Origin of the sequence: Flavobacterium undicola (genome assembly GCF_009909155.2) — a bacterium.
GTDB classification, from domain to species: domain Bacteria; phylum Bacteroidota; class Bacteroidia; order Flavobacteriales; family Flavobacteriaceae; genus Flavobacterium; species Flavobacterium undicola.
Map to the genome: position 1 here is coordinate 95,594 of NZ_JAAAPM020000013.1, position 15,150 is coordinate 110,743.

Sequence of the window (15,150 nt, forward strand, 5' to 3'; positions counted from 1 at the left end):
AAAAAACAGAAAACCTTTGCGGTTAATAATCCATGAAATCCGTGGTAAAAAAATAACTATTGATTTTCCTCTGAATGTGTTATTTTTACAAAAAGCATTCTGTATTTTGAAAAAAGATAAGCCTACCTCAGCCGACAACGAAGACAGCCCTGAAATTTTCAATACTGCTGTGTTGAAAAAAATTCAGCAAGCCCGAATGGCGCAACCCAACACCGAAGAACTTATTACTCACTTATTGGCTGGAGAAATTAGTGCACTCAGTAGAGCCATCACTTTAATTGAAAGCAGCAATCCCAATCATTTTTCGAAAGCCAATGAAATTATCAATGCCTGTTTGCCACATGCGAATCAATCCATTCGGATAGGAATTACAGGAGTTCCCGGAGTAGGAAAAAGTACTTTTATTGAAGCTTTTGGAAAACACCTAAGTAGCCAGGGCAAAAAAATAGCCGTGCTAACGATTGATCCCAGCAGCTCAATTTCCCATGGAAGCATTCTGGGAGACAAAACGCGGATGGAAGAATTAGCCAAAGATCCCAATGCTTATGTGCGTCCTTCGGCATCAGGAGAAACACTGGGCGGAGTGGCTCGCAAAACAAGAGAAACCATAATTCTCTGTGAAGCCGCCGGATTTGACACCATTATCATAGAAACTGTTGGCGTGGGACAAAGTGAAACCGCTGTTCACAGCATGGTTGATTTCTTTTTACTATTACAAATTGCAGGAGCCGGAGATGAATTGCAAGGCATAAAAAGAGGCATTATGGAAATGGCTGATGCAATTGTAATCAACAAATCAGATGGGGATAACATCCCAAAAACCACACAGGCAAAAACCGAATTGGGTCGTGCTTTGCATCTTTTCCCTTCAAAAAAATCAGGATGGATTCCAGTAGCTACAACTTGTAGTGCGAAAACAAACGAAGGAATTATTGAAATAGAGCAAATGATTTCAAAATATATGGAACTGACAAAAAGCAATGGTTTTTTCGACAGCAAAAGAGCTGAACAAAATGAATTTTGGCTGTTAGAAACCATCCACAATCAATTACAACAAGATTTTTATACTAATTCTGTTATTCAGGATTTATTAGAAAAAACTAAAAAAGCGGTGCAAAACAATGAATACTCACCTTTTGCAGCCGCTCAATTATTATTGGAAACTTATTTTAAAAATAAGCCTTAGAATATCGTTATTCTAATAAATATCGTCTTATCTAATATTCCCTACCGAATTCTTAGCCGTATCGTGTTTGGTTTTCAAGATTCCGTTTTCTACCGTAAAACCAATACGAACCTGAGTCTTTAAAGTATCTTTTAGTCCTGAAGTGGCTTTTTGCGAAATCACAAATACTAATTCAAATTCTCCATCAGGCAATTCCATTACAGCATCAGTATCTTCATCTTGAATCGTGAATACTTTCTTTGCACTTTTAGCATAGGATGCAGCTGCAGCACCTCCACCAGCACCACCCGCTAAATTGCCCACACTGGAAACTGCAGCCGAGATAATAGCACCTCCTGGCAAAGCACCTCCTAATAATGATGCCCCTTGCGATAAGGAGCCACCAGCCGCATGTAAGCCCTGATTTACTTTTTCGCCAAAAGTAGAACGCTCAGTTACTGTCAAGTCATTGATGCTATTGTCCTTTACATTAATTTTATATCCCGAATTAAGAGGAAGTAAAACAACACAGCCATTTTCAATCAGCCTAATATTTATCTTACCAGAATTTACCTTTTCTCCAAATGTTGCTCCTTGCGTCTGTTTAGCAACAGTAACATTCATCGAAATCCTATTTGGCATACTATTAGGATTTATGCTATTTATACCGCTTTTTTGGTTAACATTTGCCGAGATATTTTCAGTAGCAACATCGGTATTAATTGCTTTTCTTGCTACAAGTGGTTTGTCTTGGGCATTTGCTAAACAATACCAACCTAAAGTCAAAACAACAGTTATTTTTTTAAAATTTTTCATTTTTGTATTTTTTAAGTTTATTATATATCAATTACTACTTGATTTTGTTACCCTTATTTTAAAAAAAAATCTTGAAAGAAAAAAAAGTGGCTATAAAACGATTAAAATTAATCATTTTACAGCCACTAAACTGTTAATTTACAACTATTTTAAAACACTATTCTTTCTCGTAGCGTTCCATTTCTCTATCATAAAAAGTATTCGCTTCTTCGATTAATCCTTCCATTTCTGCATTCAGTTCAGATTCGTCAAGATCTTCGGCTTCTTCTAGAAATTCTACTTCATCATCTTTTAGATTTATGATAAATCTTGGATAATCTAAATGAATGATAAAAATATCATCAGGAAAATCAGTGTTGTCGCCAAGTAAAAATTTAGGTAATTCCATTTTTTAATTATTTAACCGCAAAGTTCGCAAAGTTTTTCGCAAAGATTGCCATATTTATTTATTATTTATCAGACAAAATGATGGGAGCATTGCCTTTACTATTCATAAAAATGATTTTAGTATTGCGAGAAGCAGCCAATTCTTTTTGAGCTTTAATCGATTCGTATTGCAATTGTTTATCCGATAATCCTGTTGAAATAATTCTTTGGTAATCGGCAATACCTTGTGCTTCTACTCTTTTTCGCTCCGCTTCTTGTTTTTCTTTTTGTAAAACGAATTGCATTTTTTGAGCATCTTGTTCTGCATTAATTTTGCTTTCAATTGTTTTCTTAACTGATGCCGGAAGATTTATATTTCGAATCAACAATTGCTCTAAAACCAAGCCTCTATTTTTAAAATCGGCTTCAATGTTTTTGAAAATCCTTCCCTGGAATTCATTTCTTTTTGTTGAATACAAGGCTATTGCATCATAATAAACAGCATTGTCACGAATACGGGTTCTGGTTACCGGACGCACAATTTTATCAGTATAATTCACCCCAATTTGCTTAAAAATATTAGGCGCATCTTGAGGAGAAACACGATACAAAACAGTCAAATCAATTACTACTTCCAGTCCATCATTCGACAAAACGCGTATGGCATCGTCGCCTTCTAAAGCGCCTTCTGAATGATCAGCAGACATGGTGTAATTTTGTGTCTGAATATCAAATTCAGTCACATCTAATAAAGGATTAATCAGGTGTAAGCCACTTTCTAAAATACCTGGTTCTACATTTCCATATAAGGATTTAACACCAACTTTTCCTGCATCAATTTGTTTAAATGCAGAGGATAGCGCACCTAAAACAATCAACAAAAAACCAATAATTTTAAGAAGTCCCGAAAATTTTGAAAACGGACTTAGATTGTTTTTAAAATTAAAACTGATTATAACGAGAACAATCCCAATAATAATAAATAGTATCATTTATTTTAGTTTAGTGATTCAACACAATCAACTGCTTTGTTAATCTAATGAAGCGAATATACAAAAATAAAGCTGCTGTTGTTAATCCTGCCAAAAGTCCAATCCAAATTCCAACCGCTTGTAAACTGGTATAAAATCCCAGATAAATAGACACGGGAAATCCCACAATCCAGTAAGCTACAAAGGTAATATACATGGGAACTTTAGCATCTTGCAAACCTCGTAATGCTCCTAAAACTACCGCCTGAATTCCATCAGAAATTTGGAAAACTGCCGCGACCAATAGCAATTGAGCCGCTATGGTTATCACTTCGGTATTGGCAACCAAATCTTTCAAATTCCCCATATCTACAAACAAGACTGGCATTTGTTTATGAAACAAAACAAAAAACAAGGCAAAGAAAATCTCTAATAAAACCGCCAATAGAAAAATAGAAAAAGCCACTATTTTCATTTTCTTGTAATCGCCTAAACCTTTTTGATTCCCCACTCTAATGGTAGCGGCAACGCTCAATCCCATGGCGAACATAAAGGTAAATGAAGCCAGACTCAACGCAATTTGGTTCGCCGCCTGATTTGCAATTCCCAATCGTCCTGAAAGCCAAACCGCTGCTGTAAACAATGCTACTTCAAAAAACATTTGCATTGAAGAAGGGGCTCCTAAGCGAATGATTTTTAAATTGATTTCTTTCTCTATTTTTTTAAATGAAAAGCCTTCAAAAAAAGGATAAAACTTTACATTTTTTTTCATCTTATAATGCATGTATGCCAGCATTATAAAACGGGAAACAAGAGTTCCAATGGCTGCGCCAAGCATTCCCAGTTCAGGAAAAATCCAAATTCCGTAAATGAATATGTAATTCAAAATTACGTGGATAACATTCGCTAAAATAGTCGCCCACATCGAATATTTAGTCTCGCTCATTCCATCGGCAAACTGTTTGTATCCCTGAAAAATAATCAATGGAATTAATGAAAAAGCCACAATATCCAAATAGGGTTTAGCCAATGTAACCACATTTTCAGGTTGTCCCATAAAGCCCAGTAGCTGTTTGGCAAAAATGACCAATGCAAACAGAAAAAAGCCTAAAAAAGTACACAAATACAAACCATGATGAAACACGCTTCTACCCTTTTCAATATTTTGTTCACCATCGGCCTCAGCTGCTAAAGGAGTAATGGCAGTCGAAAAACCAATTCCTAACGACATGGCTACAAATACAAAACTATTAGCCAAAGAAACTGCCGCTAATTCAGTAGGACCTAATTTTCCCACCATCACATTATCTACAAGTCCTACCACAGTATGCCCAAGCATTCCCAAAATAATAGGATATGCCAATCGTAAATTATAGGAGAACTCTTTGGTATAAGTAGCTAAAGTCACTTTGTTTTTTTTAAGGCGACAAAGGTAAGCAGAAGCGAAGCGATAGCAAGGTTTGGATTCAAATATTATTTTTCAGCTCCCTCTCCTTTGGAGAGGGTTGGGGTGAGGTAACAATTTTTATTTCAAATATTTTTTATCCATCAGGGTTTTCATAAAATCAACCAATTGTTTTTTCTCTAAATCAGTCAGGTTCAATTTATCCTCAGGTAAGGTTTGATTTTCTACTGAAAAACCCAATCCTTTCCCTCCTCCTTCGTTATAGAAATCGACAACTTCTTCCAAAGTTTTAAAAACACCATTGTGCATATAAGGCGCTGTTAATGCTGCATTTCTAATCGTTGGCGTTTTAAAAGAATAGTTATGAATAATCGCTCTTGTTAAATTGTATTTTCCTAAATCGGCATCTAATTTTCCATTAGCATCAGGAACTCCTAAAACTTCACTTTCCGATTTCATGAAATTAGGAGGCACCGTTCCATTAGTCAACGGAATAAAATGGCAAGTAGCACATTTGGCTTTGCCGGCAAAAAGATTAAAACCTGCTTTTTCATTGGCTGTAAAAGCAACCTCATCACGCATATAAGCATCAAATTTAGAATCGAATTTACTTAGTGTTCTAATATAAGAAGCCAAAGCATTCTTGATTTCAAAAGCGCTAATCTCCTTTTGAGGAAAAGCAGTTTGAAACTTTTCGATATACATTTTATTTTTCCTGATTTTCTTAGCCGCTTCTTCTAAAGAACCGTGCATCTCATCGGCATTTGTAATCACGGCTACCGCCTGATCTTCTAAATAATTCACTCTCGAATCGGAGAAAAAAACGCGTTGGAAAGCAATATTAGTGAGTGTAGGTGTATTTCTTTTTACAAAAGATTTACCATCAAAAGAAACCGCTTTGTCTAAACCATCGGTAAAAGCTTTATCGGCATGGTGGCAGGAAGCGCAAGACCGACTATTATCTCCCGATAAAATAGGATCGTTAAAAAGTAATTTTCCTAAAGCAGCTTTCTCCTTTGTTGTTTTGTAATCCGGAAATCCTGAAAAAGCTTCTTCATCAAAAACTTCTTTATCAAATAAAGTTTGGGCGTTAGTTTTCAATCCGCGCATTTCATTAAAAAACGGAATCTTCAAATCTTTCTGACTTTGATATAATTTTCGACTCAACGGATTCGCATAATTTTGAATAAAAGCTGCACGATCAAAACGATTAAAATCAGGATTGGCTTTTAAATAACTAATTGCCTGACTGATGATTTTTAAACCTGCATCCGATTCATCAGCAGTATATAAATTGTAATATTTCTGTATTCCTTCCAATGAAGCCACTGTTTCTGAAATAGATTTTTGTGCTATTGGCGAATCAAAGCCTGTAATTCCCATGCTTATAATTCTAAAAACTTCCAGTCGCAAGGCGTCAAAAATATGAGCATCAGTCAATTCATTCGTTTCTGCTATTCGATTCAAACGCTTTAAATTAGCCGATAGAATTCCTATTTCTTTCAACAATTCGGCTTTAGATTTCTTATCATACGCCGGAAATAAAAATTCTTCAACTACCTGAAATCCTTGAGGTGCTAATATTAATCCATCATTTTCCTCAAACTCTGGAAGAGCTGGTCCATTAATGGCCTTAGAAACTTCCGGGAAATAATATTCGCTAAAAACTTCTATTCTTTTATAATTTTGGTGTGCTGCTAAAAATTGTTTTTGAAGTTTATTTTGACTTGCATCTGACTTTATTAAAGTCTCTAACTCCGTAACTGATTGCACTAAAAGCGTGATGTCTGATTGAAATAATTGTTTTACTTGTTCAGTTTTAGAAACTTCCTGACAGGAAACCACAACCAACAGCAGTAAAAAAAAGAATATTTTTTTCATATGTTTAAAATATATTTTTCAGAGGTAACATATGTTATCGCCTTTTTAATCATTGGTGTTTGCTTACGCAAACTTGTTGTTAGTGGCGATTTCATAATAAATAGAAACGTAATTGGAAAACAAAAGCCACGGTTCCCTATTAAGAAACCGTGGACTTTTAAAAGTATTTTAAATTTTAATTATCTCGCTAATCCTTTGATTAATACAATTTGGCTGGCCTGTATCTCATCAGGACGACCTGTTCCTCCATCAACTCCTTTGTATTTAACTCCATTCCATGTATGAGGTTGAACGCTCAACAAGAAAGTATCATCAATTCCTAATTGCTCAGAAACATCTATCAAAGCACCATATTCCCATTCTCCAAATTTAGAAGTTCCACCTACGTTGTATTTAGCGGCATCCGTTTCAGTACGACGGTGGTCTAATTCAACCACTACTTTCATTGTTTTTTTAGCAATATCATATTGATAAATGTAAGCATCATGCGTTTCATCTCCATAACCATTAGCATCTTCCTGAACATATACATAGTTCTTAGTCACACAAATATTATCCGGATTTTGGAACGTTTTAGCAATTCCGTTACGATCATCTCCATCAAGTAACACTCTTAAAGTTCCTGACAATGGATTGTTTTCGTCTAAATTCAATTGGTACACTCTACCGTATTTAGTTCTGGAAGCATCAGCATTAACACCTATTGTGTTTTGACCGGTTACATTGAAATAAACTTCTCTATCAGCCGCTTTTTCTCCTTTTCTATAATCCAAATCCTCTACTCTACCGAATTTAATCGCTTTTAAAGTATTCACAGCAGCATTAATCTGAGCACCTGTTAGAGTAGTATGATTGTCAATTTTCACAAAGGTAACTGGGTAGTTTTTACCAGCAATCATATCTTTTTCTCTTTGATTCTCACTATTTCTTTTCATCATATACAAAGAACCACTTGTCAAATCACCTACTGTATTAGAAACATACATAAATACTTGTCCTCCATTAGTTCCTGAATCGTCATCACCAATTACAATAACGGTTTTTCCGGGAAAAGCTGATGCTTTTAATGGCAATGCATTCTCAGCACTCAAACGTCCTAATCCTGGCAATTCTTTTGAAACATTATTTGATTCTACATCTCCATAAGGATTCACTCCATGTGTACGGGATTCTTCACCCGACTCTCCACAAGTTAAATACAATGGTCCAAAACCATTAACTGCCGGAGTAGCCATTGTAGCTCCACATAATCTCCAAGTTCCTCCATTAGAGTTTAATAAATATTCTCCCGCTACTGGTTTAAACGTTTTATCTAATGTAATTCTGGAAACAGCAAAATTATCTTCATTGTTTACCAAAAAAGTAAAAGTACCATCTTCATTTTTCAATAATCCGCTACCATCAGCCGAACCACCAAAAACGAAATTTGGAGTCTGTGGCAACACATCATCAGAAGTTATTAAAGAAAATAACTCTAATTTTTCAAAACCTTCTTTTTTCTTTAATAATACTGGTGTAGCCGATTGATCTGCTAAAACTACATCCGTTTCGGTTTTATCATTCTCACACGAGAAAAAAGCCGTACTTAAAAGTAACCCTAAAATAATTTTTTTCATCTTGGTATGTTTTTAATTTTTCGAAGCAAAGAAAGCCTAGGGATTTTAAAACGGGATGAACTAAACATTACCAAAACTTAAAGAATTATTTTGCTTTTTGAATTAAAACCCCAAAAATGACGCTCTCATTTTACCTAAACATTGCCTCTATATTATTACAGCATTAGTCACAACACTATTCCATAAAAAATAAGACTTCACAGTACATTGACAGTCAACAGCTGTCCGTTTTTTGAAACAAAAAAGCATAAACAATCACAACATTTGAATACAATTGCCGTTTTTTAGCACTAGAACCGCTTTTTAAGTTCGAAAAAATTAAAAATTAATTATTAAAATCCCCTCAAATCATGAAAACAACAAAGAAGATTACCGCTGCCTTTCTATTTGCCCTGGCTTTATTCTCTTTTAATGGAGCACAAGCACAAGAAACACAAAATTACGACCAAGGTTTCCGACTTGGATTTGGTTTAAATGCTGGTTATGCCACCGAAAAACCATACAAACTGGCCTTAGGTGCTGACGCTCGTTTGCAATATGACCTGACAAAAAGATATTCTATCACACTAACTACAGGTTTCAATAACATTTTTGTGAGTGAAAATGACGGTGATGATTTAGGTTTTATTCCTGTAAAAGCAGGTTTAAAAGCGTTTGTATGGAATGACCAATTTTATATAACTGGCGAAGCAGGTGCTGCCTTTGCTGTAACTAACAATTACAACGACACCTCTTTATTATTAGCTCCAGGAATTGGATATGCAAACAAATACATTGATATTTCTGCACGTTATGAGCACTATTCTGATTTCCCAACCATCAACAACGATGGAACTGCTGGAAAAGGTTTTGGTCAGCTAGCTCTTAGATTAGCTTATGGTTTTAAATTGTAAAACCTTTTATTAAAAAACACCCGATAACTTTTAAAAAGCTGTCGGGTGTAAATATTAAATCTTATCATTTTTCTTTACTCAACTGCTCTTTGTACATCGCAAAATTAGCTTTTATCTTATCGTCTAATTCCGGTTCTTTGATATCTGTATATTTCTGCATTTCCTCCCAAATAATCTTTGCAACAATATAACGACACATTTCTTTGTCATCGGCAGGAATTACAAACCAAGGTGCATTTTTAGTAGTTGTTTTATTAATTGCCTCTTCATAACAGCTAATATAATCATCCCAATACTCACGCTCTTTTAAATCAGCTGAAGAAAATTTCCAGTTGTGTGACTCTTCCTCTAAACGTCGCAATAAGCGTTTGCGTTGTTCTTCCTTACTCATGTGAAGATAAAATTTCAATACAATAGTCCCGTTTTGCGTAATATGCTTTTCGAAATTAGTAATCTGTTCAAAACGGTTCTCCCAAAACTGAGGCGTAATATCATCCACACTTTCAATTCCAGGTAAATTTTCACTCAAAATATATTCCGGATGCACTCTAGTAACCAAAACATTCTCATAATGCGTTCTATTAAAAACGGCAAACTTCCCTTTTTCTGGCAAGGCTAGATAATGTCTCCATAAATAATCATGCTCTAATTCGTTAGCATTGGGCGTTTTAAAACTATGCACCACCACCCCACGCGGATTAAATTCCTTAAAAACCTCCCGAATCAAACTGTCTTTCCCCGAAGTGTCCATGCCTTGCAAACAAATCAAAACGCCATATTTATTGTGCGCATACATTACATCTTGCAATTCGCTCAATTTTGCCTGAACCTTATCTAACTTCTCCTCCTTATCATCGTCACTGGCTTTATTAAATAAATTCGTGGGCGTTTTAGACAAATTAATATTTTTAGTTACTCTAAAATCATCTGGATTAATCGATTTCATATATGTAAAATTTATTTTTTAGCGGTCATATATGGTATCGCCTTTTTATTTATCGGTATTTGCTTGCGCAAACTTCTTCTTAATGGCGATTTCATAGGGAATATTTTAACTTTATACTCTCAAATATAAGGAATAAATACTATAATTTTAGCCTTTTAAGCTTCAATGTCAGGAGCTGTTTCCGGTTATTCGCTATATCTTTAGCTACTTAAAGAAAGTAGCTAAAGGATGCCGCTTCTACCCGGGCTAAGACAGCTGCTTTCAAAACAACATCTATGGAAAAATTCACACTCGATTTATTATTTCACATCATCGGAATTGGTTCTGCCTCAGGACTCCTTTACAAAGACAATTCCTTATTCGTTGTTGGCGACAACAGCGGTTTTTTATACGAATACCATCTCGATTCTAAAGATTTAAAACGCCATCCGTTAATAGAAAATCCCTCCGAAAATATTCTCAAAAAAGACAAACCTGATTTTGAAGCCATTACTGCTTTTCAAGACACGCTTTACATATTTGGTTCGGGTTCCACTTCAAAAAGGAATTCTATGGTCGAATTTGATTTGGCACAAAAAAAGAAAACCACTGTCACCAATCTAACCGAATTATACGCTGTAATGCAAAATTTTGCTTCCATCAAACCCGAAGAATTCAATATCGAAGGCGCTATTCACGATGGCGAAAACTGGTATTTTTTGAATCGTGGTAATGGAATTTCGAACAAAAACACGCTTTTTAGTTTTCATACTAAAAAACTAGACCAGGAATTCAGCTTATTATCAAACGACTATAAACTCCCAAAAATAAAAGGAGTACGCACTAGTTTTACAGATGCTGTTCTAGTTGATTCTAAAATCTATTTTTTGGCGACAGCCGAAGATACACAATCCACTTATGATGATGGCGAAGTACTGGGAAGCACCATTGGACGAATTGATTTGGAAACCATGAAAATTGATTTCACCAAAAAAATCAGTGCAACCCACAAATTTGAAGGAATTACTCTTTTCAAAAAAGAGAATAACAAGATTGAATTTCTACTTTGCGAAGACAGTGATTCTGAAACCCTACAAAGCACTATTTACAAACTAACATTAAACAAAAAATAATGAATACCCTGTTAAACAAAAATCTATTTCTAGTTAAGGAACATCTTGGTCTTTTTAAAGCTGCCAACAATTACGATATTTTTGACCCTGAAACTAACGAACACATTTTAAATTGTAGAGAAAACAACCTTGGTTTTTTTACCAAAATTTTTCGCTTCTCCAAATACAAAAGAAACACTCCTTTCAACTTAGAAATAGCAACTGTTTCTGGCGAAAAAATAGTTACTATGAAACGTGGCACAACAATATTTCGCTCTGATGTAGAGGTTTTTAATGAAAAAGAACAACTTATTGGACTCTTCAAACAAAAATTTTGGTCTGTGGGCGGAAAATTTGAAGTAACTAACGAACATGGAAAACCCGTTTGTTTGTTACAAGGAAAATGGACCGGTTGGGATTTTAAACTCACACAAGACAATAAAGAATTAGCACAAGTAACCAAAAAATGGAACGGACTTGGCAAGGAACTTTTTACCACTGCCGATAATTATGTTTTACAAATCCATAATACTGTTCCTCAAGACCACAAAGACCGAAAATTAATCCTTGCAGCCGTACTTTGCATCGATATGGTACTTAAAGAATAAAACACTAACACCCTAAAAATAATACAATGACCGACTTAAAAAACAAAAATGCTCTGATTACGGGCGCAGGAAAAGGAATTGGTAAAGCAGTTGCTATTGCTTTAGCAAAAGAAGGCGTAAACATCATTTTAGTAGCCCGAACGCAAGAAGACATTGACAGTGTAGCATTAAAAATAAAATCTTTAAGAGTAAAAGTATTAGCAATAACTGCTGATGTTTCCGATATTAATTCCGTTAATGCTGCTGTTGAAAAAGCCCTAGCCGAATTCAAAACCATTGATATTTTAATCAATAATGCCGGTATTGCCGCTTTTGGAAAATTCCTGGAACTGGAACCAACGGAATGGGAACGCATCATTAAAGTGAACCTAATGGGAACCTATTACACTACGCGCGCCGTTTTACCTAATATGATCGAAAGACAAACGGGTGATATTATCAATATTTCTTCGACTGCGGGATTAGCTGGAAATGCTTTGACGAGTGCTTACAGTGCGTCTAAATTTGCTGTTCTGGGACTGACTGATTCGCTTATGCAGGAAGTTCGCAAACACAACATACGGGTTACGGCCTTAACACCAAGTACTGTGGCTACTGACATGGCTAAAGAATTAAACCTAACCGATGGAAATCCGGAGAAAGTAATGCAATCGGATGATATTGCCGAATTAATCATCGCTCAATTAAAACTCAACCGACGCGTATTTATCAAAAACAGTAGTATTTGGTCTACCAATCCTTAAAATTTTAAATTCCAATAATTGGAATTTTATATTTATTAAAAAACGTAACAAATGGAACACTATTTAAGACAACTAGTTTCAATAGAATTTCTGGATAAAAAAGAAATTTTCACCGGATTTCTTATAGACTACTCTGATGACTGGATTTTATTAAAAAACAATCCCGTTGACTATATCATTGACGGTTTTGTTATTCTTAAAAACAAAAACATAGAGCGCATTTACAGAGATACGGATCATGAATTTACTGAAAAAGTAATTCGATTGAAAGGATTAAAAACAAACGCCAAAGACATCATTCCTATCAAAGATTTGACATCTATTGTTAGCTTTCTGGATAAAAAATATGGTGTTTTTCAAATTGCAAAAAAATCAGCTAAGTCAGCTTATTTAGGAAAACTTATTGAGTTGAATGATGAGAAACTTATAATTGATTTTTTAGACACAAAAGGTCAATTTGGAGGCGAATTAGGCTTTAATCCTGAAAAAATAAGAGTAATTGAATTCGATACCGATTATATCAATTCGTTGAAATTAGTCATTCAGGATAACCAAAAATAAACACCAAACTCTCCAAAAAAAAAGAAACCATTAAGGAATTAAGTTTCATTAAGTCTATACTTAATTTTCTTAATCTCTTAATGGTAAAAAAACTTATGTGTCTTATGTGGTAAAATAAAAAACCGACTCATAATCAAACACATACAGTTATTTGATTGTTTTATTAAAAAAAAAACACTTCTCTCCCAACCTTTTTCCTTTTTTAATACTCTTTATTATTAAAGACCATATTGTGATAAACGAAAATCTAATATTAGCCTGCAAAAAAATGCAACGAGATGCCCAGCGTCAAGTGTATGAGTTTTTGGCGCCTAAACTTTATTCTAGTTGCAAGCGCTATTTAAAACAGGAAGAGGAAATTGAAGAAGCCTTGGCAGATGCTTTTTATATCATTTTTACCAAACTAGACCAATTGAAAGAAATAGGTGCTTTTGAAGCTTGGGCTCGAAAAATAGCGGTCAATCAATGTTTGGCAACTATCAAAAAGAAAACCAACTTCAATATGTATCTCGATGATGTCAAAACATTGTCGCAACCTTTTACAGATGAGATGACGAATCTTGAAGAAGAAGATTTACTTGATTTACTCAATCATATTCCTGTGGGATGCAAGACTATTTTTAACCTCTTTGTAATTGAAGGATACAGCCACAAAGAAATAGCCAGCATGCTTAACATTTCTGAAGGCACTTCAAAATCACAATTGAATGCTTCAAAAACAAAATTGAAGGAATTAGTAAATAATCTGTATTACCAAAAATCGAATTAGTCATGGACAATCAAGATAAAATAATTAACAAAATCAAAAGCGCTGCTCAAAAGGCAGAACACCAAGATTTTCCTGGAATGGATAAAGTTTGGGGACGTGTAGAGGACAAACTCGATCAAAAAGTATTGGAAACTAAAACGAAACTATGGAAAAAATTAGCCATAGCTGCTTCACTGCTATTGTTTATTTCTTTGGGTTACCAATTTTTCAAAAAGGACTCTAAAAACGATGCTATTATCGAAAGTACTTCTATCAAAGTTGCCGTTCAAAAAGAAAAAACTTTGAATGATAGTATTATTCCGTCTGATAAAATCAAACCGGAAGCGACTGAAATTTTGCAAAAACAATTAGAAAAGAAAAATCCGGTTGCAGTAGTTGAAAATCCTACTCCAAAAAATGACACCAAAATAATTGTTTCTGATAAAAAGGCTGAAGAATCCAATATTCAGGCAGACGGAATCATCAGTCAGGAATCGAATAGTATTTTAAGTGTAGCTCCAATGGCTTCCGTAGCTGCAAAAAGCCTTGCTCCGGTTGCCAATGAATATAAACAAAAAGCCGAAATTGTTTCTGCAGATAAAAACACAGAAAAAACCATTACAGGAATCATTACCGATGAATCCAATATGCCACTTCCGGGAGTAAATGTTATCATTAAAGGCACAAAAGACACAGCTGTAACTGATTTTGATGGAAAATTTAGTATCGAAGCCGAAAAAGGAGAGCAACTAATTTTCAACATGATAGGATACAATAGTGCTTATGCTACCGTTGAAAAATCCAATGAAATAAACAAGAAATTAAACCCGAATTCAGCAAGTTTAAATGAAGTGGTTGTAGTGGGTTATGGAACAGCCAGAAAAAACCAGCCAAAAAATACTGCTCCGATAGCTAAATATGGGACAACCAAATTTTACAAACCAGAAAAAGAAAAATCAGTTCCACATATTAAAGATGCTTTGTACATCATCAATGGTGTTGAATACAGTGAAGAATCCTTATTTGGCTCTAATCCCACAAGCCCTTACGCTCCTTTAAGCAAGCAAAAAATTGAAACAGTTCAAATTTTGCAAAGCAAAGAAGCTACTTCTATTTATGGAAACAAAAGTAAAAACGGAGTAATCATCATTACCACAAAAAACGGAATTCCACTAAAGCGTTAATACGCAAAAAAACTGTCTAACATTTTAAAATTTTGAGTTAGTCATTTAGTTTCTGTATTTTTATGTCTTTAAAAACAGTCGTTATGGAAGTATTTGAAGGACAAAGCATACTAAACTTTATAAAAGAATTGCCAAATGATGAAGCTTGCAAAGCTT

15 protein-coding genes are annotated in these 15,150 nt (G+C 34.7%); 8 read left to right on the top strand and 7 right to left on the bottom strand.

Features of this window, described 5'->3' with window-relative positions; translation table 11 throughout:
* Window positions 1-106 precede the first annotated feature (106 nt).
* Window positions 107-1,186, top strand: a complete 1,080-nt coding sequence (meaB, locus tag GTZ96_RS09535) for a methylmalonyl Co-A mutase-associated GTPase MeaB (protein WP_235972935.1) — start codon at window positions 107-109, stop codon at window positions 1,184-1,186.
* A gap of 27 nt (window positions 1,187-1,213) precedes the next feature.
* On the opposite strand, the gene GTZ96_RS09540 is transcribed toward meaB, so the two are convergent.
* The 6 genes from GTZ96_RS09540 to GTZ96_RS09565 all read right to left on the bottom strand — a co-directional run bounded on the left by GTZ96_RS09540 (window position 1,214) and on the right by GTZ96_RS09565 (window position 8,220).
* A complete protein-coding gene (locus GTZ96_RS09540) occupies window positions 1,214-1,981 on the bottom strand; it encodes a hypothetical protein (RefSeq protein ID WP_161643480.1) in 768 nt (255 codons plus the stop codon).
* Window positions 1,982-2,138: 157 nt separating this feature from the next.
* Complete coding sequence (locus tag GTZ96_RS09545) at window positions 2,139-2,369, bottom strand: hypothetical protein (protein ID WP_161643482.1); 231 nt, start codon at window positions 2,367-2,369, stop codon at window positions 2,139-2,141.
* Between the two features lie 61 nt (window positions 2,370-2,430).
* On the bottom strand, window positions 2,431-3,339 hold the full coding sequence (locus tag GTZ96_RS09550; RefSeq protein ID WP_161643484.1) for a prohibitin family protein: 909 nt from the start codon (window positions 3,337-3,339) through the stop codon (window positions 2,431-2,433).
* 10 nt (window positions 3,340-3,349) lie between these two features.
* Complete coding sequence (locus GTZ96_RS09555; protein ID WP_161643486.1) at window positions 3,350-4,726, bottom strand: MATE family efflux transporter; 1,377 nt, start codon at window positions 4,724-4,726, stop codon at window positions 3,350-3,352.
* 117 nt (window positions 4,727-4,843) lie between these two features.
* Window positions 4,844-6,604, bottom strand: coding sequence for a cytochrome c peroxidase (locus GTZ96_RS09560; RefSeq protein ID WP_161643488.1), 1,761 nt, complete (start codon window positions 6,602-6,604; stop codon window positions 4,844-4,846).
* A 179-nt stretch (window positions 6,605-6,783) separates the two neighbouring features.
* A complete protein-coding gene (locus GTZ96_RS09565) occupies window positions 6,784-8,220 on the bottom strand; it encodes a PhoX family protein (protein ID WP_161643490.1) in 1,437 nt (478 codons plus the stop codon).
* A gap of 350 nt (window positions 8,221-8,570) precedes the next feature.
* Here GTZ96_RS09565 and GTZ96_RS09570 point away from each other — a divergent pair, with 350 nt between their 5' ends.
* The gene (locus GTZ96_RS09570; RefSeq protein WP_161643492.1) at window positions 8,571-9,113 is read left to right on the top strand and encodes a hypothetical protein; all 543 of its coding nucleotides are present in this window, start codon (window positions 8,571-8,573) and stop codon (window positions 9,111-9,113) included.
* A gap of 64 nt (window positions 9,114-9,177) precedes the next feature.
* On the opposite strand, the gene GTZ96_RS09575 is transcribed toward GTZ96_RS09570, so the two are convergent.
* On the bottom strand, window positions 9,178-10,059 hold the full coding sequence (locus GTZ96_RS09575) for a PPK2 family polyphosphate kinase (protein ID WP_161643494.1): 882 nt from the start codon (window positions 10,057-10,059) through the stop codon (window positions 9,178-9,180).
* A 275-nt stretch (window positions 10,060-10,334) separates the two neighbouring features.
* On the opposite strand from GTZ96_RS09575, the gene GTZ96_RS09580 reads away from it, so the two are divergent.
* The 6 genes from GTZ96_RS09580 (at window position 10,335) to GTZ96_RS09605 (ending at window position 14,994) form a co-directional block, all read left to right on the top strand.
* On the top strand, window positions 10,335-11,171 hold the full coding sequence (locus tag GTZ96_RS09580) for a DUF6929 family protein (protein ID WP_161643496.1): 837 nt from the start codon (window positions 10,335-10,337) through the stop codon (window positions 11,169-11,171).
* Window positions 11,171-11,758: a phospholipid scramblase-related protein gene (locus GTZ96_RS09585; protein ID WP_161643498.1), complete on the top strand. Its 588-nt coding sequence runs from the start codon at window positions 11,171-11,173 to the stop codon at window positions 11,756-11,758. The genes GTZ96_RS09580 and GTZ96_RS09585 overlap by 1 nt, the downstream gene beginning before the upstream one ends.
* 26 nt (window positions 11,759-11,784) lie before the next feature.
* A complete protein-coding gene (locus tag GTZ96_RS09590) occupies window positions 11,785-12,501 on the top strand; it encodes a 3-ketoacyl-ACP reductase (protein ID WP_161643500.1) in 717 nt (238 codons plus the stop codon).
* Window positions 12,502-12,552: 51 nt separating this feature from the next.
* The gene (locus GTZ96_RS09595) at window positions 12,553-13,062 is read left to right on the top strand and encodes a hypothetical protein (RefSeq protein ID WP_161643502.1); all 510 of its coding nucleotides are present in this window, start codon (window positions 12,553-12,555) and stop codon (window positions 13,060-13,062) included.
* Window positions 13,063-13,330: 268 nt separating this feature from the next.
* Window positions 13,331-13,831, top strand: a complete 501-nt coding sequence (locus GTZ96_RS09600; protein ID WP_161643522.1) for an RNA polymerase sigma factor — start codon at window positions 13,331-13,333, stop codon at window positions 13,829-13,831.
* Between the two features lie 2 nt (window positions 13,832-13,833).
* Window positions 13,834-14,994: a carboxypeptidase-like regulatory domain-containing protein gene (locus GTZ96_RS09605; protein WP_161643504.1), complete on the top strand. Its 1,161-nt coding sequence runs from the start codon at window positions 13,834-13,836 to the stop codon at window positions 14,992-14,994.
* Window positions 14,995-15,150: the final 156 nt, after the last annotated feature.